Raw genomic sequence first — 23,460 nt, forward strand, 5'->3', positions numbered from 1 at the left:
CTTATACATTCTTATCGTTATTTTTCAAATGATAATACTGGTAAGTTTGCACTAATACTGTTGTACTTTTCAGGATCAATTCCTTTTATATTCCCGTTATAACCAGTAATTGTTCTACGGTAGTTTAATAGAATTACTGGTGGATCATCACTTAATTCTTTATACAATTCTTTATAAATAGGTTTACGCTTTTCGATATCTACAGTTTCAATACCTTTTTGAATTAGCTCATCTACTTTTGCATTCTTATAACCAAGACTAGTTTCATTTGCAGTAGACAAATATTCACCAGCTGTTTCACTCGGATCACTTGTAATCGGTGTCGAAACAGAAGCTAAATCATAATCCCCTTTGTTTACCTTAGAAAGCATCGTATTAAAGTCCATAAATTCAGGATTAAACTCTACACCTATTTCTTTATAATTCTCTTTCGCAATCGGAATTAATAAATCACTATCTTTAGCCGAACTTGGACCGAAATAAGAAAGTTTTAATTTTTGACCATCTTTTTCACGAATTCCATCCGAACCAACTTTCCACCCTGCTTCATCTAATAATTTTTTCGCTTTTTCTTTATCGTATTCGTATTTATTAACTCCTTCTTCCGTATAAGCCCAAGAAGTTGGATGAATTGGTACATTGGCTACTGTACCGTATCCTTTTAACGCTGTATCAACATATTTTTTGCGGTCTAATCCGTAAATAAGTGCTTGGCGAACCTTTTTATCCTTTAAATAAGGCTTATTATTATTCATATAAATATAACTAAATGACGGTGCTGTTTCGATTTGGATATTGGCGAATTCTAAAGCCTTAGCCTGTTCAAGAACCTCATCACCAGTACCTAAGCCAGTATGGTCAACTTCTCCTGTTTGGAATAACTGAAGCTTCGTATCACCAGAAGTAATTTTATAAATGAAGTTTTGAATTTTTGGTTTACCCGCATAATAATTTTCGTTTGCTACAAAACGAACTTCTTGACCTGGAATATACTTTTCAAATTTATATGGACCCGCAGCTAATGGCTTTCCATATAAATCTTTTAAGTAATCTAAGCTTGTATTTTGCTTATAATCTTTTCCATAATAAGCTTTTGATAGTACTGTACCTCCTAAAACAAATATAGCTTGTGAATTCACTTTTTCAGTTGTAATTTTAATTGTTTGTGGATCAACAACTTGAATACCTTCAATTGAAGTTGCTTTTCCTCCCTTATATTCTTTACCACCTTTAACCGCATATTGAGAGATATCTACTTCACCTTCATATGCCTTATCATGTAAAAGCGTCAATGTGAAAGCTACATCATCCGCCGTTAATGGCGATCCATCACTAAATTTCAAATCTTTACGTAAATGGAATGTATATGTTAACTGATCAGAAGAAACGTCCCACTTCTCAGCTAATTCTGGAATTGGTTTCCCTTGTTTATCGGTTGATACGAGAGATGCAAAAATAACTGAAGTTACGTTTCCATCCCAACCATTTTGTTGGAAGTATGGCAAAAATACGCCGCCTGGCTTACTAATACCAACTACTAACGTATCTTTTCTATTCTTCGCTTTGTCTGGCACTTTCGTTTTATCTGTCGCAGCGATCTTTTCAATTTTCACATTTTTTAAATCCTGCTGTTTAACCGGCTCTGTAGAAGCCGCGTCCTCCTGTCCCCCACAAGCAGACAACACAAGCGAACTACTCATTAATACCGAAAATACACCAGCCCATTTTTTTGTCTTTTTCTTCATTGTCCCCACCCTAACTTTTTATGATTATACCCTCTGAACGAATTACCTTATGTATGCCTCCCACAGCAACATTTATAGCCAATCGGAAAAGTCGGTTTTAATCGTAAAAAAATAGATGTTTTTGAGGGGTAACAATCTTATTCCGACCTTTCCGGTAGACTTTATGGTTATTAGCTTATATCGTTCATTATGTTTTGTCAATTCTTTCTAAATAAATATTTTGAGAATTTTTCCAAAATTATCACTCTACATTTATACTTTAAGAAAACTCAGCTATAATTCGTATTAAAAAACTTAAAAATCTACTTCTATTCCTTCAACATGAAACATAGAATACTAATAACCAATTACCAAAAAGGGGGCGAAAATATGGACAACCTATTCCAATACGTCCTGCACTACGTATTATTAACAATTATGATAGTCGGAGCGCTATTACTATTCCCGTTCTTCCCAAAGTTCGTCCTCTTTTTAGCTTTTTTTATCATGCTCGGAATCGCTATTATAATTTCAACGAGAGAAGATGCCACGCAAAAAGAGAGCAGAGTTCAGCGGGTAAAGCTGTAACTTTGCTCTCTTTTCGTTTTCATTCACTAGTCTCTTTTATACATATTTATCCCGCTATTTGCCGGGCAGTAAGAACCCCACCTCAAAATTCAGCGAAAGCAAAAGAAGTTAGGTCGGGGTCGGGCTGCCCGTAAAAGCCCTCACTTTATCTCTCGGGAAATAATTAGCCTTTGTTTTTGTAATTACTCCTATCGAAAAGCCACTAATGACATTTCTTTTTCACCTTATCATTTTCATATGTTTCACAAACTATGCAAATTGAGGAACACGGATTTATCTAAGTTACTGTTTCACGTGAAACACACCGCTTCATTTAATCTTTAAAGCAAAATATCATTATGAAAAAAGCCACTTCCTCCAACAAAACTGAAAGGAAGTGGCTTTCTACTCTTTACTCCACAATATTCTCTAACTCACTATATAACTTCGCTCGTAACAACTCTTTCATCATTTTTTCCTCATATAATTTTTTAAGTCTTTCAACATCAGCTACATGTTCCATTTCACATTCTATTGCATATATATCTTCTTCTACATGCATTAACTCATTTTCAATCTCTTCAAGATTCCTAGCTTTTTTCTCTTTTACTGGAACCATTTCAACACTCTTTCTCCCTTGGCGTTTTTGCTTTATTACTTGCTTCTCAAGCTTTTCTTCCCATTTTTGACGAGCCCATGCATAGTTTCCTGCAAACTCAAATAATTTACATTCATCAATCCAGTACGTCTTTTCAAATAACTTATTTAAAAAATAACGATCATGTGAAACAGCTAGGATTGTTCCATTATATTGCTCAAGGGCTTCCTCTAAAACTTCCCTTGATTCAATATCAAGATGGTTTGTCGGCTCATCTAGAATTAGAAAATTGATGTCTTGATACATAAGTTGCGCAAGTCTTAACCTCATTTTTTCTCCACCGCTCAGTTGCGTTACTTTCTTAAATACTGCTGGACCATAAAATAAAAACTTAGCCAATATATGTCTTGCTTCTCCTTCTGTTACAGCTACATATTCTCTAAAAGCCTCTAATACATTACTCTTCATATTTCCGTACGTATGCTGTGATAAATAACCAATTTTGACACTACTACCAATTCGAATTTCACCAACGTCTGGATTTATTTCTTCTAATAGTAGTTTTAATAATGTAGTCTTTCCTGTACCATTACGACCAACGATAGCCGCACGCTCTTGAAAACGAACATGTAAATTCGCTTGTTCAAATAAAGGTCGTCCAGCAAAACCTTTACTCACTTCTTTCATTACAACAACATCTTTCCCGCTTCTCTCTTGCCCTTCAAACTGAAGACCCATCTGTTTTCGTTCTAAAATTGGCCTCTTTAATTTCTCTATACGTTCTAACGCACGTTCCATATTTCTCGCTCTTTTATGCAATCCTTCATTCGGAGGGTTCGCTTGATTTGCCCATTCACGTAGACGCTTAATTGCTTCTTTCATTTTCTTTATTTTCTTTTGCTGCTCCTGATAAGCTTGAAACTCTTGAAGTAATCTTTCTTCCTTCTCCTCAACGAACTGAGAATAATTCGTATGGTACACGTGAATCTCTCCATCTTCCAAATCAAAAATTTTCGTTACAACTTCATCAAGGAAATAGCGATCGTGTGAAATAACCATAACTGTTCCAGTATATTCTTTTAAAAATTTCTCTAACCATTCAACTGCAAACAAATCTAAATGATTTGTTGGTTCATCTAATAGAAGTAAATCTGGTTTCTGCAATAACATATATGCAAGGCTAACTTTCGTCTGTTCTCCTCCACTTAATTCCGTAAATACTCTTGGAAATAAGTCTGTTACTTGTAAGCCATTTGCTACCTTCATTATATTTGCCTCTATTTCATAACCACCGAGAAATGCAAATTTTTCTTGAATTATTCCGTACCTCTCCATTAGCTTTTGCAATGAAGATTGTTCCTGCTCCTCCGCCATATTTTTTTCTAAAGCATGCATTTCTTTTTCTAATTCCTTTTCTACTTTAAAAGCGGAACTCAATACATCATATACATTCATGACCTCATCAAACTTCGGAATTTGTGCGACATGACCAATACGTGTACCTTTCTTCATATGGATGGCTCCTGCATCCAAACTCTCCCTTCCCGTTAGAAGTCCAAAGATTGTTGTCTTCCCACTACCGTTACGACCAACTAACCCAACACGTTCACCATTCTTTATTTCAAGCGATATATTTTCAAATATGATGTTTCCACCAAAAGATTTCATTACATTATTTACACTACAAATAGTCATTTTCCGTACTCCTTTCAATATAAAAAACCATGAGAAAGAAACATTCCCCATGGTTTTCGGCATAGAAAAAGGAAGCCAAATAGCTCCCTTTTCACACGTTTATTAAAAATGGGTGAAGAGATTTCTATCGTTCAATAGTCACTATGCAATTGTTAAAAAAGGGCATACGTATCCCGTTAACAACTACATCATGAAAAATCGCACGACAAAAATAAATAAAATCTAAAAATTTGGCACGCGCAGCTAAAGAACGTTTCATCTCATTCACCCCTTTCGTACGGAATTTAATACTTACTTCTTTATTATACTTTCCAATTTCATGTTTGAATAGTCATTTTTCTGAAAATAATGAAGATAGACTAAACATTTCAATAAGTGACATCAAATCTTACAAAACTGTTATGTTCACGTAATGGAAAGCGATAGTACGAAAAGATGCCTCCCTATACAATAAAGATGTAAACAAGCGAGACAAACAAAAGGAGGAAACAAACATGATGAAAGAAATCGTAAAAGCAATCTTTGAGGTATTAGTGAACGGACAAGCAGTTGTAAAAGAACTAAATGAACTATAAAAAGGAGTGAAGAAATATGATGAACATGGTGAAAATGATTTTACACGCTTTAGTCGATGCAAAAGCAGTTAGCCAAGAATTAAACCAACAATAAAAAGGGGTATATGAATATGAAGAAAGCCATTATTATAATTGCAAGCACAGCAATTACCTTATACACAATAAAAAAGAGAAAAAAGAAAAATAATGAAAATGTTCTATATTATCCATACACACTATTAGAGAAAAAATAAAAGACAAGGTACCCTATCGTAATGAGGATATCTTGTCTTTTATTTTTCCCCTATTCCTTTAGAGGATTTCCTTCTCCTTTTCCCGAATGTATTAAGCGGGATTTTTACACATATTTTAAAGGGGCATATATACAAATGGATACACAACAACTATATTTTTTAAACGATATCGGTAAACAAAAACCAGAAAGTATTCGGAATAGAAGCGCTGCATGTCCATTTTGCGATAAAGAACAATTAACGGATATTTTAGCAACTGATGGTTCTATTATTTGGTTAAAAAATAAATTTCCTACATTACAAGATACATTTCAAACAGTGTTAATCGAAACCGATAATTGCGAAGATCATATCGCAACATATACAGAAGAACATATGAGAAAATTAATGCAATTTTCTATTCAACATTGGTTACACTTACAGAAGAACGAAGAGTTCGCATCTGTGATTTTATATAAAAATCACGGTCCATTTTCAGGTGGAAGTTTGCATCATGCACACATGCAAATTATCGGAATGAAATATGTAGATTATCTTAAAAATATTGAAGAAGAAAATTTCCAAGGGTTAATTGTTCAAAAAAATGAATGCATTGAGCTTAATATTTCAGAGCATCCCATTATTGGCTTCACTGAATTCAATATAATCATTGATAACATTTCATATATAGATGAAATGGCAAATTACATTCAGCAAACTGTACGTTACATACTGACAGATTTCCATAAAGGATGCAGTAGTTATAACTTATTCTTCTATTACTTAAATGGAAAAATCATTTGTAAAGTTGTACCTAGATTTGTCGTTTCACCATTGTATGTAGGATATAAAATACCGCAAGTTTCTACAAAACTAGAAGAGGTGAAAATACAACTCACGCAGTATTTCACGAAAGAAAAGGATGAAATTATTCATAAAAAAACAGAGTAGGTATAGAAAACCTACTCTTTAATTACACCTTTATTTCGATAGTACACATCTTCTAATCCGATGTTATACTTCATGTTATTATCCGTCCACTCTGGCCCTAAATTCCCTGGCCATCCAGATGTATTCGCTATATATTTCAGTAATGCAAAATCAGTCAAACCTTTTTGCACCCCACGCTTATATCCTTTCATTAAATGCGGCATTGCAATTTGCGCATTTGTACGTGGATCTTTCAGCTCATCATCAGTTAAATGCTCTGGTGCAAGCCCGCCGCCGCGGTGTAGTTGAAACAATCCGAATGAAGTTCCATTATCTCCAACACTTCTTGGATTTAATCGACTTTCATGCTCGGCAATTGCAAGAGGTATCCATTCTGGAAGATTTACTTTCTTCGCTTCCTCTATAATGATTTGTTTCATCTGTTTTGCTTCTTCTGAATCAACATAGCTTGTTCCATTCACTAGCTTATCCATTCCTTCAGACTTTCCTTGGAAATATAAATATACTCCAAGAACAACTAAAAATCCTACAAAGAATTTCTTCACTACCTCTACCTCTTTCTCCGCTGAAATTTGTCCCCTTTCAGCCTTCTTCCCTTTACAATTACCCACATTCTATCATTCTCTTACCCTTTTATCATAGCAAATAACTATGCGTATTATCATCATGCTTTAGACCGATTTTGTGAAAAAACAGCTGGTAAATACGTACAAAAACGTAACTTTCATAGACTATAACGCATTTATTGTATATAATTGTAAACTGAACTCTACATATAGAATAGGAGCATTCAAAATGAAAAAATGCCTAACACTCTTGTTCAGCATTTTACTACTCATCCCTACCTACACCTCTGCACAAACATCATCAAAACCAAAAGTACTTGTTTTGTATAGTACACAAGACGATAAAGTTTCAAATAATGTCCAAATCCTTAATACTCAATTAGGACATTTTACAAATGATATCACCGTAAAAAACTTAAAAGAAGCAACTTCAATTAATAACGTATCCTCCTATACACATATTGTTTATATCGGTGAAACAAAAGAAGTGTTTTCTGATGAAACGAAACAATTTCTAGAAAACTTCTCCGGCCCTATATTAGTATTAGGACAAAATGTTGAACAATTATCTAAGCGTTTTTCTTTCATTACATTGAAGAGTGACGATATACGAGTTAATAAAATTGAATATCCAGACAAGAAGCTAAAAAATACCTTAGAGGAGGAACGATTAATTCAATCATTTGATACGAATGGAACTGTGCTTGCTAACGCCTTAAGCTCAAATAACACTAACCCACTAATCGTTCAGCATGAAACATCTTATTATGTTGCAACACCTAACCTCTTTGACTGGATGTCTCATTACGTCGGTGAAATGTTATTTTCTTATTTCAGCCAAAAACCAACGAAAAATAAAGTTGAAGCTTATTTACGCCTTGAGGATGTTCACCCCGCAGCAGATATAAATCAATTGAAAGAAATTGCTGAATTACTAAAAGAGAAAAAGATGCCTTACATGATTACTGTTATTCCGGTATATAAAGATCCAGATACAGGAAAGATAATACATTTAAAAGATAAACCAGAACTAGTTGATCTTTTACGCTCTATGCAAGATGATGGTGCAGCAATTATTATGCATGGTTATACTCACCAATTTTATGACAGTGAAACAGGTGAAGGCTTTGAATTTTGGGATGTAAAAACAGATCAACCAATTCGCCAACCGAAGCATGAAAAACCGAAGACAAAAGATGAATTTCCAAATATAGAGGCATATAACCAATATGTAAAAAAAGGGGAAGAATTCGAGGAAAAATATACGAAAGATCATATCGAAAAAGGAATTCAAGAACTTGTAGATGCTAAACTATATCCTGTTGCCTTTGAAGCACCTCATTACACGATGTCTCAAAAAGGATATGAAATATTATCAAGGTACTTTTCAACTTATGTAGGACAACTACAGTTAAATGATACAACTTGGAAATCCATGCACTCACCATATTATACAAGTACTCCATCATTTTTACATGGAATGAAACTATTGCCTGAAACAGTCGGATTTATTGAAGAAGATACGCCACAAACTACTGCTAAAATGAAAGAGCGTGCTCTATCTGTTTCTAAATTATCCGATGGAGTTATTGGTGCATTCTATCATCCTTACTTAGGTGCGAAACCATTAAAAGAAGTATTAAAGGATCTAGAAAGTATTCCAAATATAGAATGGATTGATTTACAAAAGGAAAAGAATGAAGTAAAAATGAAAGATATTCATATTACGACGAATAAAGACGGCATTCACGTTGAAAAACCAACCAGTGCGAATGACATAATTGATTATATAAAGCAATATGGCTTCTTCCTTATACTGGGGTTCGTTATCATTGTCTTTCTTTTATTATTAAAACGTGCGAAAAAATTAGAATCCTAATACAAAACCACCGAGCGGAACGCTTGGTGGTTTTTTTCATATATCAAACCGTGGCATTTTACTAAATAAATTCAACTTTTACTTTTTCCGTTACATTATGAAAATTATAATTCTCCTATCCTTTCAAATAAAATCGACTTGTATTTCCATATATTGTTTTTGCGACCTTATCAATGGATAGGTTTTTTATAGAACTAATTTCCTTTAATACCTCTCGAATCATTCTTGGATGCGTTATAACACCCTCTTGAAATTCCCACGGTCCATCTGTTTCTACCATCATATATTCAAGCGGATAATACGAAACAATTTTTCTAATCTTCTCCTTATGTAAAACATCCGGTGTAATCGAAATATAATAACCATTCTTCATCATCCGTTTCATTGTTTCATCACTTCCTTTAAACCAATGGAAATGTGCACGTGAAACTTTATATTTCTCTAGCAAATCACATACAGTGTCAGCATCTTCATAAACTGCATGTAATATAATCGGCAAATTATACTTACTAGCTAGTTCTATAAATTTTTTCAATGTAGCTATGTATGGATCTACAGCAATTCTTTCATCCTCTTTCCTCAAATAATAGGGCAAACCTACTTCACCAATCGCAACAATTTCCTCTGCGTTCTGTTCAATAAGTTGATAAATCTGTTCACACTCTTCTTTATGAATCTGTTGCTCTGGATGAAACCCTATCGCTGGATATATAAAAGGATACTTCTTCGCTAAAGATAACGTTTCCTTACAAGATTGATAATTCATAGATACTGCAATAAGCCCCTTTATTTCATTACTATTTTCCACCTCTTTCAGCAATCTGCTCTTCTCTTCATCCTTATATTGATCAACATGTATATGACTATCAATCCATTTCATCTTTATGCCCCCATAAAAAAAACAAGAAAGGACTTCCTTTCTTGTTTTAGCATCTATATTATTTAACAATTAAGTTTGTTATGATATCAAATAATCCAATACACACTACGGCAACAGTAAAGTAGCTACAGAAATCTTTAATTGGTAACTTCACTACTTCTTCTTTACGCATCCCATTTTTCTCCCTTCTTACTAGATCCCTAATTATTTTTCTATCTGTATCTATTATGCAAAAAATATGACAAATTTACTATCGAATTAACTTACGTAAACCTTACAATGTTGTAAGGTTTAAAAAAGGATCCTCATCTTTATTCAGATGAGGATTATTAAAAATTAGTTGGTTTTTCATTCTTCATTACAAACAGAAAGTAATACATTGAGACTTTCTAGTTACACTATATGAAAATTACTATCTTTTAACTATCGAATTACATTACAGAAGGCTTACATGTTTGTAAGTTATGTGTAATGTAATTCGATAGTTCTCCTTACCTATATTTCGTACAATAAAGTTAGAAAGTAAGCCAAATAAGAAGAACAATCACATAACCAAATTACATTGCTAGTAGCTACTCTTCTTATACCTTTCACCCATGCTACTACAATGTACCCCCTTCCCCTTTATATAATAAAAAAGCCTTAGTCTATATGGACTAAGGCTTTTTTATTAATCTCAAAAATACCCTTACCCAGTATTTTTATTTTCGACAAAAAATAGCCGGGGGTATATTTCACTATCTCATCGTTAAAAGTTTGCTCTTCGCATTTATAGGAATATTTGCAACCTCAATCTCTTCAATCGATTCACCGTAACGTCCTTTTGCAAAAACCTTTAATGCTTCATCTCTCTTTAACATATGCTTAACCGTTTTCTTTATTTTCTGCTCTCTACCACGTTCATCGAATGCAATAAATTCATATTCATACCACTCATCACCAATATGCTGACCAATTGTATTCACAACCGTATAGTATTCTTTCGTCTTATAAAATGGATTATATTTATCGATAACCGGTCCAAGTTTCGTAGGCAGTAACATTACTACTATCACTATCATCGCTATTATAGTAGTGATCATTTTTTTCCTCATAATAAACATTCCTCCTCTGCAGGATATATATACATCCATTTTAAAAAGGGGGAATAAAATCTACTATTGAATCTCATTACATTACACTTACATTTTTGTAAGAATTAAAAAAGGTGAACGAATTTACTCGTTCACCTTTTAGCTTGCTTTAAAGCCACCGCCAAGTACATCACGTACATCATGTATAACAACGAAAGCATCTTCATCTACCCGGCTAATAACTTGTTTTAACTTAACAAGCTCTTGTTTATTAATAACAACATATAAAACTTCTTTATTTTTACCAGTATATCCGCCGCGCCCTTCTAATACAGTAACACCGCGTGTCATATTTTTCGTAATAGTTTCACGAATTAAGTCTGGTTGATTCGAAATAATCGTAACAGCCGTTTTTGTGTCCATTCCTTCTACAATGAAATCAATTACCTTTGCTCCAATGAACACAGCTACAAGTGTATACATTGCCTTTTCTTGCCCTATTATAAATACTGAACCAGCAATTACAACAATATCAATAATTAGTACACCTTTACCTACACTCCAACCTAAATATTGATTTGCTAACTGAGCTAAGATTGCCGATCCTCCCGATGTACCTCCAGCTTTGAACATACAGCCTAATCCAATACCCACAAATAAACCAGCAAATAAAGCTGCTAATAATGTATCACTATTTACATGATACTCAATATGTTCTGTAACGTATAAAAACAAAGATGTTTCTACAATCCCTAAAATTGTATAAATCATTGTTTTCTTATCAAAAAATTTATAACCAATAGCTAGTAAAATTGCATTTATAGCAAAATTCACAATCCCTGGTGACCAATCAAATAAGTAGTACGTAACAACCGTTAAACCAATAATTCCACCTTCCGATAAACGGTTTGGAATTGCAAAGTAATTAATACCAATTGCGAATAATAATGAACCAATTGTAATTAGTGTTATTTCCTTTATACGTTGATTAACCATAGTTCATACCCTCCCCCCATTTGACATTGTATCACTATCTCCTAGAGGTTTAGAAGTGGTTTTTATTCCGCATTTCCCCTCTTAAAAATTGAAATATTATGTTTAAACAGAGGGTTGATTAATTATTCATATTTGCTCTAACTACATGGACAAATCGCTCCACATTCCCTTTCTGAATATGCTTAGCTCTAACCGTTTCATGATTATAAGTAAACTCAAAGTACGAATGAAAATCTATGCTATCTATATGCAACTATGGGTACTCTTTAAATGTTGAAGGATAGTACGGAAATTTCCCGTAAAAAAGGAGACGTCTAGTAGTGGCAACAAAAATTCCATGTTGATAACATAACATGAAATTATTCTTCTCAAAGATCCCTACTACAAAGGCTAACATTTTTTCGTCATCCTCTATATACTTGTTCACACTTAATAAAAGTTCATTCATGCATATCCCTCCAAATACTATTCTTGAAAACAATCCATGGATTGTTACAAACCGGTTTAACTCCTTTATAAAGTATGAAACGCGTTTCCTGTCAAAGATATTTCAAAAAAATAATCCGTTATGCGATTATACACATAACGGATTAAAATTAAACTGTAGAGCGTTCCACAAGTTCGTATGGAATTTCCAGCTTTTCTTGTTTAGAACTCTCGTCATTCACTTTTCTATGCAACATTTCAAAAGCAGTTTTCCCTATCTCCTTTAAATTTTGATCAATAGTTGTCAATTGTAACACTTGCGAGATAGGTTGATTATCAAAGCCAATAATCGCTAAATCCTCAGGAACTTGAATCCCTAGTTTTTCAACCTCTGTCATAACCCCAATCGCAACTTCATCACCTGCTACTATTAATGCTTCAGGAAGATCCTGTATCTCTTTTAACTTATGAGCCACTTTTACACCATCTTCTAGTGTAAAACATTCTGTAAAAATCCATTCTTCATTAACCTCTTCGTCTATAGATTGCAATCGCTGTTTATAAACATCAAAACGCTTTTGACTACTCGGCCCTAATTTTCTTCCCGTACAATAACCAATTTTTTTATAACCTTTCTCAATCAAATAATCCATTCCTAATTGAAAGGCCGCTGAATGATTCGTATATACACTTGAGATGTTTGAAATATCATTATCTTCACAAGCAATTATTGTGCCGTAAGAAGCATACGGTTCTATCGTTTCCCAATCATTTGCACGTGAACAAATAATAAGACCATCCAATTGTTTTGTTTTTAACATATGTAAACTTTTCATTTCTTCTTTTTTATTATAATTCGTTTGGCAAAGTAACACTCTGTAATTATGAGTTAACGCAATCTCCATCATTCCGCTCACCATCGCATCAAAACACGGATGATTAATATACGGTAAAATCACACCAACAATATTCGTCTTTCCTTTTGATAAATGAACAGCATTTGCGTTTTGCGAGTAATTCAATTTCTCAACTATCTCTATAACCGCTTTCCTTTTTTCTTCACTTACATATGGGTGATCATTCAACACTCTCGAAACAGTCGTAACTGAAACTCCCGCTATCTTTGCTATATCTTTAATATTAGCCATACACTCACCTCTATCTTTAACTTAATGAATCTCATGAACATATGTCAAATCTTCTTATCATTACACCTTCATTCGTTTCTCTTACAAAAGTGTAATTTTTCTGTAAGCTAATTCGATAGTGACTTTCCGCAACATTTCATACAATTAAGTCAGAAACAAGGTAACAACCATTCGAAAAGGAGCGGATTAATATGATGAACAAAATGAAAACGAACAATTTCTTACATACAATGGGCATGGTATTTTCCGCTCTTATCGACGCAAAAGCTGTTGCTTCTACATTAAACAAGTAAGGAGAATATATTATAAATAACATCACTTTTAACAAATTAGATTTTTTAGGACTAGCTAGTGGCTCGCTTCTTCTTACTGCTTTTATTTACGCCGCTACGCTTGTATAACTTTGTGTCCCCTTTCCCCTTTATTATAAATAGTAATAGAAAAGACAACCGTCTATGCCCGGTCGTCTTTTCTTATTTTTAATTTGATTGCAAAGCTTCTTTTAACTCCTCAAACTTCTCATTTAATTGATCTGTCATCATTTTCATAGCGGTTTTTCGATCTATTTGTTCTCCAGCCTCAATTTGAATCGGATCTCCAAAAATCAATTGTGCCTTTTTCCCCTTTATTAATTCTTTTACACTTGATGGACCAACATAAGCTGCCGGCACTAAAGGTACATTAGAACGCATCGCAATTGTCACAGCACCCGCTTTTAATGAAACATCTTCCGCTGATCTCGTTCCACTCGGAAAAATCCCTACTACCTTTCCTTCTTTTAATAAACGTGATGGAATTTTAAGTGTACTCGGTCCCGGATTCGCGCGATCTACAGGGAATGCATTTACATTTTTAAAGAACCAATTTTTGAATTTCCCTTCAAATAATTCTTTTTTTGCCATGTAATGAATCTCTGTTGGGTACATCCCTGTAGCTAACATTAATACATCCATAAAACTTGTATGTGTACACGCAACAACATACGGACCACCTTCTGGTAGCTTTTCTCTTCCTTGCACTTCTACTTTCCCAGCTGTTTTAAATATATATTTCAACAAAAATGTAATTGGTTTATACATTTATTTCGTTCCTTTCTAAACATCCGAAGTATAATCATATTCTTACAACAATTATAACACTAAGTTTTAGGAGTTGGTAATAAAAATAAGTATGAATTGTTAAATTTCAATTCTTACAAAAGTGTAATTTTCTTGTAAGCTAATTCGATAGTTACTTCTCACTATATTTCATACAATTAAGTCAGAAACAGGGCAACAACTATTCGAAAAGGAGTCGATTGATATGATGAACAATATGAAAACGAACAATTTCTTACATACAATGAGCATGGTATTATCAGCTCTTTTCGACGCAAAAGCTGTTGCTTCTACATTAAACAAGTAAGGAGAACTCATTATGAATAACATCACTTTTAACAAATTAGACTTTTTAGGATTAGCTAGCGGCTCTCTTCTTCTTACTGCTTTTATTTACGCTGCTATGCTTGTATAACTTTGTGTCCCCTTTCCCCTTTATATAGAAAAAGACGACCGTCTATGCCCGGTCGTCTTTTTAATTTTTTCTTTCTTTCAATTCTTTTAAAAGCTGTATTAGCTCAGCTTGTTGTTTTATCTTTTTACGACCATTTCGATTAATTGCTGCAAGCTCACAGGCAACTCCGACGGCGAAGAAAAACAATAAACTTTCTAACATGTGAAATCCTCCATTTGCCTATTAAACAGCTTGACGTAATTGTTCTTCTTGTAAAACTCTCTTATTTATATTTTCTTCTTTTCTCTGGCAAACGTTATTGCGAATAAGCGCTGCAATAACAAGTACAGTCCCTATAATATCAAACATTGTGATCTGATACCCTTGCATCATCATAATAACTAAAGTCGTAATTGGTACAAAATTAATAAATAAAATCCCATTAATGGATGATAAAATTTTCACACCATAGTTCCAAGCAAGTAGCGCTACAATACCTGGCAATGTCATCATAAATAACAAATCATACTTCACAATAGAAATCGTTCCCATACTAGGAACTGAAACATATCCAAGCGACGTAATAATTACCGTTATAATTCCTGTAACAGTCGTACCGAATACACACGTCAACGTAGAATAACGTAATGTTGACCAATCACTACACGTTTGACCACCCATCGTATAAATAACCCAGCCTACAACACCAATAAATATAAATGCTAATGAGAACATATTATCTTTCAATGTTACAAAGAAACTCATGTCACCTTTTGTAATAACAAACACAGCTCCTACAAAAGCAATAACCATACTCGTTATCATATACTTCTTCGGTTTTATATGCTTATATCCCCATAAAATACAAATAGTAATCATCGGCATAAGTGATTCCATAATGGAAGCTACCATTACACCCGACTTACCCATTAACATTTGCCCTAAAAATATGAGGACATTATATACTGTAAATGCCATCGTTCCAAAAAAGACGAGTAACTTTCCTCTTCCCTCTAAACGAAATGCCTGTTTTCCTTCTTTCATTAACAACAATACAATCAGCATTATCGCCACTGCTCCATAGCGAATAAGCGAAAAATAAAATGGATCTATGTATTCTAGCGCATGATCAGCAACTGGAAACATCGCTCCCCATGACATACTCGCAATTAAACACGCCAAAGCCCCTATTATCATTTGACCTCTTCTCACCGCAATCCCCCGTTTCTTTCTATTTGCACAAAGAGAATTGTAAAAGAAAAAATATATCACGTAAAATGATTCAAAATGATGTTAACTATCATTTATAATGATAGTTAACATCAAGGGGGATTACAAAATGGAATTACGAGACTTACAAATCTTTAAAAGCGTTGCCGATCAGGGTAGTGTAAGTAGCGCAGCAAAGGAATTAAATTATGTACAATCAAATGTAACTGCACGTATTAAACAACTAGAAAACGAATTAAAAACCCCACTCTTTTACCGCCATAAACGAGGAATGACTTTAACAGCTGAAGGAAGAAAAATGCTCGTTTATGTTAGTAAAATTTTGCAAGATGTCGACGAACTAAAACAAGTATTTTTAGATAGCGAAACACCTTCTGGTATATTAAAAATCGGTACAGTCGAAACAGTAAGTACACTGCCTACCATTTTATCTTCTTACTATAAAAGTTATCCGAATGTCGATTTATCATTACAAGCAGGTCTAACAGAAGAATTAATTAGAGAAGTACTTGATCATCAATTAGATGGCGCCTTTATATCAGGTCCTATTAAACATCCACTAATCGAACAATACGATGTTAGTACAGAGAAATTAATGCTTATAACACAAAATAAAGCCTTTCATATAGAAGAATTTACAACAACGCCTCTACTTGTTTTTAACCAAGGATGTGGATACCGCTCCAAACTAGAACGTTGGCTTAAAGATGAAGGTTTGCTACCAAAAAGAATTATGGAATTCAATATATTAGAGACAATATTAAACAGTGTTGCACTCGGTCTCGGAATTACACTCGTACCACAGTCTGCTGTCCATCATCTTTCTAAAGCAGGTAAGGTACATTGTCATGCAATCCCTGAAAAATACGGCAGTATTTCAACGGTTTTCATACGCCGTAAAGATAGCTATATGACGAATTCAATGCGTAGTTTTTTAAAAACAATTGAAGACCATCATCATATCAATATGCTGTGAAAGACATTCTTACATGAATGTCTTTTTTTCTTACAAAAGTGTAAGTCTTTCGTAAGCTAATTCGATAGTTGCAAGTATCCATATTCCCTATAATTAAGACATAAGCAGGGCAACAACAATTCGAAAAGGAGCGGATACGCATGATGAACAATATGAAATCAAATAAATTTTTAAATACAATGGGCATGGTGCTATCCGCACTTGTCGATGCAAAAGCTGTTGCAACTACATTAAACAAATAAGGAGAGATTATAATGAACAACATTACTTTCAACAAATCAGACTTTATCGGACTTGCAAGTGGAGCTACTCTTCTTACGGCTTTCATTTATACACTTGCTCAAGGTCTTATTTAACACTTTGTTTCCCCAAACCCCTTTATATATAGAAAAAGCTGCTCGTCTTATAGACAAGCAGCTTTTTAGTTTGTCCCGCTTTAATGGGCAGTAAGACCCCCACTGATTAAAGTTTCACTTTATTTCATATACAATTTGACCTGTTTTCGTAATATCATATCCGCCAATCGCATTTAATTCATTATGAAATTCTTCCGATTGCAGAATGTCTTTCACAACTTCAATCAGCTCTTCATTTTCTTTATTCTTCAAAATTACTAAATCATACTGTTCTTTCATGATTGGAATAAAGTCCACATTTACAATTTGCGAAAACTTTTCTGAACCTACTCCTACATCAGCTTTTCCATTTGCAACTTGCGTGGCAACACCAAGATGATTCGACTCTTCCCATTCATATCCACTAAGATCAGCTTTATTTAATTTTTGGATTCGTAATTGTTCATCCACTAACACTCTAATACCAGAACCCTTTTCTCGATTCACAAACTTTATAGTGGACCCGGATATGTCAGCCCATGTCTTTATTTTCTTCGGATTTCCTTTTTGAACATAAAACCCTACATTTCTGGACAATAAATTAATCATAAGACATGGCTGTCCTACTAAAATACGTTTTACGTAAGGAATATTATATGTACCCGTTTCACCATCAAACAAATGCAAACTAACGATACTTCCTTCTCCTTGATACATTTTCACTAAACTCGTTAAGCTACCTTGATACGCTCTTAAAACATTAGAACTTGGCAAACGATTTTCTATACGTTTAGCTAACATATCTAACGTTATTTCTTGACCACTAATAATACACGTGTTCAAGATACTATTACCATCGTTTTTTACAGGATTAACTTGTACTTTTCCTGTTTTCATTTGCTTTATATATTGATCTAAATCTGCTGCATCAATGCGCATCTGTCTACCAACTCTATAAGAAGGAAGTTCTCCTTTTTTAATTAAGTCGTATACAGTTAATTTTGATACTTTTAATCGCTTTGCTACTTCTTCCGTTGTGTAGGAATGATGATCCATAGACGATTCCTCACTTTCTCCTTTCATTGTAACAAAGAAAAGAATATTTCTCCTATTTTTTAAAAATAGACATATGTTCAAATTATATTCAATTATAACTAGTTATATTTAGTTATAATTAGTTATAATTAGATGTGTCAAAATGAAAGGGGATTTTTTTATGAATAAATTTATATTACGTTCCATCGGGGCACTTATACTTTCTTTCCTTCTTATATTTAGCGCTGCTTGTACAAGTGGGGAAAAGCATACAAATTCAGCTGCTAAAGAGGACAAAACAGTTGAACTGACTATCTCAGCTGCTGCAAGCTTACAAGATGCATTAAAAGAAATCGAAAAACAATATAAAGAAAAAGAGCCAAATATCAAACTTTCTTTTAACTTCGGTGCTTCTGGAGCACTTCAACAACAAATTGAACAAGGTGCACCTGCTGATTTATTCTTCTCAGCAGCAGAAGATAAATTCCAAACCCTTGTAAAAAAAGGATTCATTAATGAAAAAGAAGGGAAAAATCTTCTTGGAAATGAACTAGTTCTAGTCATCCCTAAAGATAGTTCTCTTACAAAATTTCAAGATTTAAAAGATGAGAAAATCAAAAAAATTGCACTTGGTACACCTGAATCTGTACCTGCTGGCAAATATGCAAAGGCTTCTCTAACACACGAAAACCTTTGGAATGATGTTCAAAATAAAGTCGTATTTACAAAAGATGTTCGCCAAGTGTTAACATATGTAGAAACAGGGAATGTCGATGCTGGTATCGTATACAAAACAGATGCTCTCATTTCGGATAAAGTAAAGATTGGTGAGACAGCAGCAGCTACTTCTCATGAGCCAATCCACTATCCTTTAGGTGTTATAAAGGAATCTAAACACAAGAAAGAGGCGACTTCATTTTATGAGTATTTGCAGTCAAAAGATGCACAATCTATCTTTAAGAAATATGGATTTACAGTCCTGTCGTAATTACTATGAGCATTGATGCTATTTTATCGCCTGTCTTTCTATCTTTAAGAGTAGCTGCATGCGCCACTATTCTCGTTACAATTTTAGGGACGATTGTCGGGCGAGCACTAGCTCGCTCCTCATGGCGATATAAAGTACTATTAGAAACCATATTTTTATTACCAATGGTACTTCCACCAACTGTTATCGGCTTCTTTCTCATTATCATCTTTGGAAACAACAGCCCGATCGGAAAGTGGGTTGAATCATTATTTCAGCAGTCTATTATGTTCACATCTACTGCTGCGATCATTGCTTCTACAGTTGTTGCATTTCCGCTTATGTACCAATCAGCGAAAACGGGATTTTCTATCGCAAATGTACAAATTGAAGAAAGTGCTCGTGACCTTGGCGCAAGTGAATATCAAGTTTTTCTGCACGTTACACTTCCGCTCGCATTTCCTGCCTTACTAAGCGGGATGATTTTGAGCTTTGTCCGCGCGCTCGGTGAGTTTGGTGCTACACTTATGTTTGCCGGGAACATTCCTGGTAAAACACAGACAATCCCAACTGCAATTTACATGGCTATTGATGCAAGTAATATGCAACTCGCATGGACACTTGTAGCTATTACTATCGGTATGTCACTCGTATTTCTACTATGTATTCAACTTATTAATAAAAGAATTACTAACTCTTAAAGCAGCTTTTTTCGAAGCTGCTTCTTTATTTCTTAGGAAATAAAATATACCACCGGGAAATAACTGAATTTTACCTCTTATTAAAATATACATTTTATTTGAATTCACTTTCTAAAATAGGCAATTTCCTGTTATTATATGGAGGTGTTTCAAAAAATGAAGAAATGAAAACGCATTTATATCGTGAATTCTTCATCCTGTTTTAGCGATCGGTAATCTTCTACTCTATTAGTGGGGCATTACCGATCGTTAGAACGATATGTAACTATATTGGTATAGCAAACCGAAGGGAGTCTTGTAATGGACATTTTATTAGCGCTTCTTCCTGCAATTGCATGGGGAAACATCTTATTAGTAAGCGTAAAAATGGGCGGTGGTGCATATAGCCAAACGGTAGGTATGACAATCGGTGCTCTATTCTTCGCAACAATTATGTATGTATTTACTCAACCAGCTTTAACAATGACAATCTTAATTGTTGGTTTTATTTCAGGTTTATTCTGGGCTTTAGGACAAGTAAACCAATTAAAAACAGTTGAAAAACTAGGTGTTTCAACTACTGTAACGATTTCTACTGGTATGCAACTTGTTGCAACTTCTATCTTTGGGGTTATCGCTTTCCGTGAGTGGACTACTACTACAACAATCATTCTGGGAACGATTGCAATCCTATTAATAGTAGTTGGTGTTGTATTCACATCATTAGATGATAAAGAAAATGCTCAGCCACCTGGACAATTGAAAAAAGGACTTCTTACTTTAATTGTTTCTACTTTCGGCTATCTTGTATATGTAATTATTATTCGTTGGTATAATATCGATGGTTGGTCTGCTATTTTACCACAAGCAGTTGGTATGTTTGTTGGTGCGGTTGTACTGACGTCTAAACATAAACCATTTAACAAATATGCAATCCGTAATGCTTTGTCTGGTTTACTATGGGGAACTGGAAACTTATTCTTACTTCTTTCATTACCACGTGTTGGAGTAGCAACAAGCTTCCCATTATCTCAAACTGGAATCGTTATCTCAACATTCGGTGCGATTGTATTCTTAGGTGAAAAGAAAACAAAACGTCAATTGATCTTTATTGCACTCGGTAGTGTTTTAATTATTGGCGGCGCTGTATTACTTGGTATGACAAAAGCATAATCTTATATTCTATTAGTAAACCCCTGGAGCATATGTGCTTCAGGGGTTTTTCAATTCTAATTATTTTCTAGATATAGTTATTTGTATGTTCTTGTCCCTTATAATTGCTCTTCCACTCTAGCAAACCAGCTACACATATAAAGAGATTAATAACAGCTAATATTAGCATGAATTTCCGCCTTCTCATTATCCATTCCATCTACGATAAGTCTTTTCTTTTTACAAAATTCTCTTAAAGATGATATCGTTTTTATAACATATCTCTACTAGAAAGGAATAAAGGATATGCTAACTAAACATCGAATTTTATTTATTGGTGCCGGTCGTATGGCAGAAGCTATATTTTCCGGATTACTTAAAACAAGCAAAGAGTACATCGAAGAAATTATCGTCTCTAACCGAAGCAACATAGAAAAGCTAAAACAGTTACAACATCGATATAATGTGTCTACTACAACAGATTGGAAACAGCATGTTACATCTGTTGATACGGTTGTTTTAGCAATGCCACCTTCTGCTCATGAAGAGTTATTAGCTGAGCTATCTCCGTTAATATCAAATCAACTAGTCGTAACAGTAGCAGCTGGCATTGGACCATCTTATTTAGAAGCTAGACTCCCAAAAGGCACGCCTGTTGCTTGGATTATGCCTAATACAGCTGCTGAAATTGGAAAGTCTATCTCCTTATATACAATGGGACAATCAGTAAACGAGATACATCAAGAAACCCTGCAACTACTTTTAAAAGGTATTGGTACTTCGCAACTTTGTACTGAGGAAGAAGTTCATCAGCTTACTGCAGTTACTGGAAGTGCACCAGCCTTCCTTTATTACTTTGCTGAAAGCTTAATTGAAGCAACAAAAAGTTATGGAGTTGATGAAGAAACTGCAAAACATCTTGTCATTCAAATGATTTCTGGCTCTGCTTCTATGCTTGAACAAACGCAAAATCCAGCTAACCTTCGCGAACAAGTAACAACGCCAGGTGGTTCCACAGCTGAGGGTCTCAAAACTTTATACGAATATAATTTTTCAGAGGCAATTCAAAAAGCAGTAGAAGCAACAAACAAAAAAGCTAGGGGGAAATAATATGATTTTAACAAGTTTAAAAGACTATACAACATTACATAACGGTGTAAAAATGCCTTGGTTTGGTTTAGGTGTTTTTAAAGTAGAAGATGGTTCAGAAGTAATTGATTCTGTAAAAGCAGCAATTAAAAATGGTTACCGCAGCATCGATACTGCAGCAATCTATCAAAATGAAGAAGGCGTTGGGCAAGCGATTCGTGAATCCGGTGTTTCACGTGAAGAATTATTTATTACCTCAAAAGTATGGAATAGCGATCAAGGATATGAAACAACACTTCAAGCATTTGAAACTACATTAGAGAAATTAGGTCTAGAATATTTAGATTTATATTTAGTACATTGGCCTGTAAAAGGGAAATATACTGAATCATGGAAAGCATTAGAAACACTTTATAAAGATGGCCGTGTTCGCGCTATCGGTGTGAGTAATTTCCACATTCACCACTTACAAGACGTATTTGAAATTGCTGAAATTAAGCCAATGGTCAACCAAGTGGAATACCACCCACGTTTAGCACAAGAAGAGTTACATGCATTCTGTAAAGAACATAATATCCAGCTTGAAGCTTGGTCACCATTAATGCAAGGACAACTACTAGATAATCCAACGTTACAAGAAATTGCGACAAAATATAATAAATCAACTGCGCAAATTATTTTACGTTGGGATTTACAAAACGAAGTTGTAACAATTCCCAAATCAATTAAAGAACATCGCATTATTGAAAATGCAAACATCTTCGATTTTGAATTAAGTGCTGATGATATGAAAGCAATTCAAGCTTTAAATGAAGATCGTCGCGTTGGTCCAGATCCAGATAACTTTAACTTCTAGTAGAAAAACCACTGCCATATGCAGTGGTTTTTTCATTTAATAAAACTGAAAATTTAAACTATATTTCATTTAGTTGACACTTCATTGTTCAAGGTGTAAGATTTTGAATTATCAAAGAAACACAAAAATTAATAAAATTTATTCGTTTACTCATTGTATCAAGAGAGGTGGAGGGACTGGCCCTTTGAAACCTCGGCAACAGGTTCATTTTGAATACTGTGCTACTTCCTGCAAGCTTTATGCTTGAAAGATAGAATGAGGGACTTCGTTTATATACGGGTGCATAACTTGTACGTAAAAATCCCTCTTTCTCAATATGAAAAGAGGGATTTTTTATTTTTCATTTCCCTCATCATCAT

The 23,460-nt window shown here is 34.1% G+C and carries 25 protein-coding genes, 1 pseudogene and 1 riboswitch; of the genes and pseudogenes, 13 read left to right on the plus strand and 13 right to left on the minus strand.

What is annotated here, in order from left to right; genetic code table 11:
* Positions 1-17: 17 nt before the first annotated feature.
* Positions 18-1,745 carry an ABC transporter substrate-binding protein gene (locus tag MKY38_RS21080; protein ID WP_065223242.1) on the minus strand — a complete coding sequence of 576 codons (1,728 nt, stop codon included), beginning with the start codon at positions 1,743-1,745 and terminating at the stop codon, positions 18-20.
* A 369-nt stretch (positions 1,746-2,114) separates the two neighbouring features.
* On the opposite strand from MKY38_RS21080, the gene MKY38_RS21085 reads away from it, so the two are divergent.
* The gene (locus MKY38_RS21085) at positions 2,115-2,312 is read left to right on the plus strand and encodes a hypothetical protein (protein ID WP_000369254.1); all 198 of its coding nucleotides are present in this window, start codon (positions 2,115-2,117) and stop codon (positions 2,310-2,312) included.
* A gap of 391 nt (positions 2,313-2,703) precedes the next feature.
* Here the strand turns inward: MKY38_RS21085 and abc-f are convergent, their stop codons facing one another.
* A complete protein-coding gene (gene abc-f, locus MKY38_RS21090; RefSeq protein ID WP_070179626.1) occupies positions 2,704-4,584 on the minus strand; it encodes a ribosomal protection-like ABC-F family protein in 1,881 nt (626 codons plus the stop codon).
* A gap of 124 nt (positions 4,585-4,708) precedes the next feature.
* Positions 4,709-4,843 carry an RAxF-45 family protein gene (locus MKY38_RS21095; RefSeq protein ID WP_000830643.1) on the minus strand — a complete coding sequence of 45 codons (135 nt, stop codon included), beginning with the start codon at positions 4,841-4,843 and terminating at the stop codon, positions 4,709-4,711.
* A 420-nt stretch (positions 4,844-5,263) separates the two neighbouring features.
* Between MKY38_RS21095 and MKY38_RS21100 the strand changes: the two genes are divergently transcribed.
* Together MKY38_RS21100 and MKY38_RS21105 are read left to right on the plus strand one after the other, a co-directional pair.
* Positions 5,264-5,392 carry a hypothetical protein gene (locus MKY38_RS21100; RefSeq protein ID WP_002023099.1) on the plus strand — a complete coding sequence of 43 codons (129 nt, stop codon included), beginning with the start codon at positions 5,264-5,266 and terminating at the stop codon, positions 5,390-5,392.
* 135 nt (positions 5,393-5,527) lie between these two features.
* Positions 5,528-6,322 (plus strand): DUF4931 domain-containing protein, encoded by a 795-nt coding sequence (locus MKY38_RS21105; protein ID WP_065223241.1) that lies wholly within the window; start codon positions 5,528-5,530, stop codon positions 6,320-6,322.
* An 11-nt stretch (positions 6,323-6,333) separates the two neighbouring features.
* Here the strand turns inward: MKY38_RS21105 and MKY38_RS21110 are convergent, their stop codons facing one another.
* Positions 6,334-6,867 carry a transglycosylase SLT domain-containing protein gene (locus MKY38_RS21110; RefSeq protein WP_000713249.1) on the minus strand — a complete coding sequence of 178 codons (534 nt, stop codon included), beginning with the start codon at positions 6,865-6,867 and terminating at the stop codon, positions 6,334-6,336.
* 250 nt (positions 6,868-7,117) lie between these two features.
* On the opposite strand from MKY38_RS21110, the gene MKY38_RS21115 reads away from it, so the two are divergent.
* On the plus strand, positions 7,118-8,767 hold the full coding sequence (locus tag MKY38_RS21115) for a DUF2334 domain-containing protein (protein WP_065223240.1): 1,650 nt from the start codon (positions 7,118-7,120) through the stop codon (positions 8,765-8,767).
* Between the two features lie 115 nt (positions 8,768-8,882).
* Here the strand turns inward: MKY38_RS21115 and MKY38_RS21120 are convergent, their stop codons facing one another.
* From MKY38_RS21120 to MKY38_RS21140, 5 genes and pseudogenes are all read right to left on the minus strand, one after another.
* The gene (locus MKY38_RS21120; RefSeq protein ID WP_065223239.1) at positions 8,883-9,647 is read right to left on the minus strand and encodes a TatD family hydrolase; all 765 of its coding nucleotides are present in this window, start codon (positions 9,645-9,647) and stop codon (positions 8,883-8,885) included.
* A 737-nt stretch (positions 9,648-10,384) separates the two neighbouring features.
* Positions 10,385-10,741, minus strand: coding sequence for a YxeA family protein (locus MKY38_RS21125; protein ID WP_001227798.1), 357 nt, complete (start codon positions 10,739-10,741; stop codon positions 10,385-10,387).
* A 138-nt stretch (positions 10,742-10,879) separates the two neighbouring features.
* Entirely contained in the window at positions 10,880-11,716 is an 837-nt protein-coding gene (locus MKY38_RS21130; protein ID WP_000248039.1) for a YitT family protein, read from the minus strand.
* A gap of 118 nt (positions 11,717-11,834) precedes the next feature.
* Positions 11,835-12,164 (minus strand): annotated as a pseudogene (locus MKY38_RS21135) (PH domain-containing protein).
* A gap of 148 nt (positions 12,165-12,312) precedes the next feature.
* On the minus strand, positions 12,313-13,290 hold the full coding sequence (locus MKY38_RS21140; RefSeq protein ID WP_001273890.1) for a LacI family DNA-binding transcriptional regulator: 978 nt from the start codon (positions 13,288-13,290) through the stop codon (positions 12,313-12,315).
* A 305-nt stretch (positions 13,291-13,595) separates the two neighbouring features.
* Between MKY38_RS21140 and MKY38_RS21145 the strand changes: the two genes are divergently transcribed.
* Positions 13,596-13,691 (plus strand): DUF3948 family protein, encoded by a 96-nt coding sequence (locus tag MKY38_RS21145; protein ID WP_001060007.1) that lies wholly within the window; start codon positions 13,596-13,598, stop codon positions 13,689-13,691.
* A gap of 78 nt (positions 13,692-13,769) precedes the next feature.
* On the opposite strand, the gene MKY38_RS21150 is transcribed toward MKY38_RS21145, so the two are convergent.
* Entirely contained in the window at positions 13,770-14,369 is a 600-nt protein-coding gene (locus tag MKY38_RS21150; RefSeq protein WP_065223237.1) for a lysophospholipid acyltransferase family protein, read from the minus strand.
* Between the two features lie 337 nt (positions 14,370-14,706).
* Here MKY38_RS21150 and MKY38_RS21155 point away from each other — a divergent pair, with 337 nt between their 5' ends.
* Positions 14,707-14,802: a DUF3948 family protein gene (locus tag MKY38_RS21155; protein ID WP_064774791.1), complete on the plus strand. Its 96-nt coding sequence runs from the start codon at positions 14,707-14,709 to the stop codon at positions 14,800-14,802.
* Positions 14,803-14,862: 60 nt separating this feature from the next.
* Here the strand turns inward: MKY38_RS21155 and MKY38_RS21160 are convergent, their stop codons facing one another.
* Both MKY38_RS21160 and MKY38_RS21165 read right to left on the minus strand, forming a co-directional pair.
* Complete coding sequence (locus MKY38_RS21160; protein WP_000894065.1) at positions 14,863-15,003, minus strand: YrzO family protein; 141 nt, start codon at positions 15,001-15,003, stop codon at positions 14,863-14,865.
* Positions 15,004-15,024: 21 nt separating this feature from the next.
* Positions 15,025-15,993, minus strand: a complete 969-nt coding sequence (locus MKY38_RS21165; RefSeq protein ID WP_065223236.1) for a DMT family transporter — start codon at positions 15,991-15,993, stop codon at positions 15,025-15,027.
* Between the two features lie 127 nt (positions 15,994-16,120).
* Here MKY38_RS21165 and MKY38_RS21170 point away from each other — a divergent pair, with 127 nt between their 5' ends.
* On the plus strand, positions 16,121-16,987 hold the full coding sequence (locus tag MKY38_RS21170) for a LysR family transcriptional regulator (RefSeq protein WP_000423031.1): 867 nt from the start codon (positions 16,121-16,123) through the stop codon (positions 16,985-16,987).
* Between the two features lie 254 nt (positions 16,988-17,241).
* Positions 17,242-17,343, plus strand: a complete 102-nt coding sequence (locus tag MKY38_RS21175; protein WP_001060017.1) for a DUF3948 family protein — start codon at positions 17,242-17,244, stop codon at positions 17,341-17,343.
* A 114-nt stretch (positions 17,344-17,457) separates the two neighbouring features.
* Here MKY38_RS21175 and MKY38_RS21180 read toward each other — a convergent pair whose 3' ends face one another.
* Positions 17,458-18,378 (minus strand): substrate-binding domain-containing protein, encoded by a 921-nt coding sequence (locus tag MKY38_RS21180; protein WP_065223249.1) that lies wholly within the window; start codon positions 18,376-18,378, stop codon positions 17,458-17,460.
* A gap of 160 nt (positions 18,379-18,538) precedes the next feature.
* Between MKY38_RS21180 and modA the strand changes: the two genes are divergently transcribed.
* From modA to MKY38_RS21205, 5 genes are all read left to right on the plus strand, one after another.
* Positions 18,539-19,345 (plus strand): molybdate ABC transporter substrate-binding protein, encoded by an 807-nt coding sequence (gene modA / locus MKY38_RS21185; protein WP_001031844.1) that lies wholly within the window; start codon positions 18,539-18,541, stop codon positions 19,343-19,345.
* Between the two features lie 5 nt (positions 19,346-19,350).
* On the plus strand, positions 19,351-20,025 hold the full coding sequence (gene modB / locus MKY38_RS21190) for a molybdate ABC transporter permease subunit (RefSeq protein WP_065223235.1): 675 nt from the start codon (positions 19,351-19,353) through the stop codon (positions 20,023-20,025).
* A 300-nt stretch (positions 20,026-20,325) separates the two neighbouring features.
* Positions 20,326-21,177, plus strand: coding sequence for a GRP family sugar transporter (locus tag MKY38_RS21195; RefSeq protein WP_000353544.1), 852 nt, complete (start codon positions 20,326-20,328; stop codon positions 21,175-21,177).
* Positions 21,178-21,462: 285 nt separating this feature from the next.
* Entirely contained in the window at positions 21,463-22,266 is an 804-nt protein-coding gene (gene proC / locus MKY38_RS21200) for a pyrroline-5-carboxylate reductase (RefSeq protein ID WP_000956253.1), read from the plus strand.
* A gap of 1 nt (position 22,267) precedes the next feature.
* Entirely contained in the window at positions 22,268-23,101 is an 834-nt protein-coding gene (locus MKY38_RS21205) for an aldo/keto reductase (RefSeq protein ID WP_000604203.1), read from the plus strand.
* 152 nt (positions 23,102-23,253) lie between these two features.
* A riboswitch (SAM riboswitch) is annotated at positions 23,254-23,358 on the plus strand.
* Positions 23,359-23,460 lie beyond the last annotated feature (102 nt).

Source organism: Bacillus sp. FSL R5-0585, assembly GCF_038004545.1.
GTDB lineage: Bacteria > Bacillota > Bacilli > Bacillales > Bacillaceae_G > Bacillus_A > Bacillus_A cereus.